This window comes from Streptomyces deserti (genome assembly GCF_054782695.1).
Genome location: NZ_BAAGRZ010000130.1, coordinates 1 through 608 on the forward strand (window position 1 = coordinate 1; position 608 = coordinate 608).

Consider the following 608-nt stretch of genomic DNA (forward strand, 5'->3'; position numbering starts at 1 on the left):
CTAGACGAGTAGTTCCGATGTGGCTCAGTGGTCGTAGGCGATCAGTGACCTGGTGATGGGTGCGCCGATGGTGCGGTTGTGCCAGATCGCGCAGGTCATCGCCAGGATCCGCTGGGCCACCCGGACACCGACGCCTTCGATGGTGCGCCCGCCGTGCTGTTCGAGGTCGAGCTGGCCCTTGAGAGTGTCGTTGACCGACTCGATCAGCTGTCGCACCGTCTTGAGCAGGGACTCTCCTGGCCGTGGGGTGCCGCGGTTGCGGTAGGAGGGCCGCAGCAGGCTGATGTCGCGCGCGGCGAGGAAACGATCGAGGTCGGCGGCGATGTAGCCCTTGTCTGCCAGGATCAGCAGGCCCGGCCGGGCGGCCGCCAGATGCGGCTCGTCGTCGATCAGGGCGGCCAGCACCTGCCGTTCGTCGATCTTGGGGTCGGCCAGGGCCCAGGTGACGGGCAGCCCGGCCGGGGTGCACACCAGGTGCAGCTTCAGGCCCCAGTAGAAGCGGGAGTGGGAGCGGCAGTAGCCGTAGTTCGCCCAGCCGGCCAGGTCGGAGCGCTTGACGGTCTCCCGGGAGCGGGCGCACTCCACAGGGGTGGAGTCCACGATCCACA

General features: G+C 68.4%; 1 protein-coding gene. It reads right to left on the reverse strand.

The features are described from left to right. Positions 1 to 24: 24 nt before the first annotated feature. Positions 25 to 608: IS982 family transposase (locus ACYVMZ_RS39410; RefSeq protein WP_461088142.1), on the reverse strand; the 584-nt coding region annotated here is incomplete at its 5' end.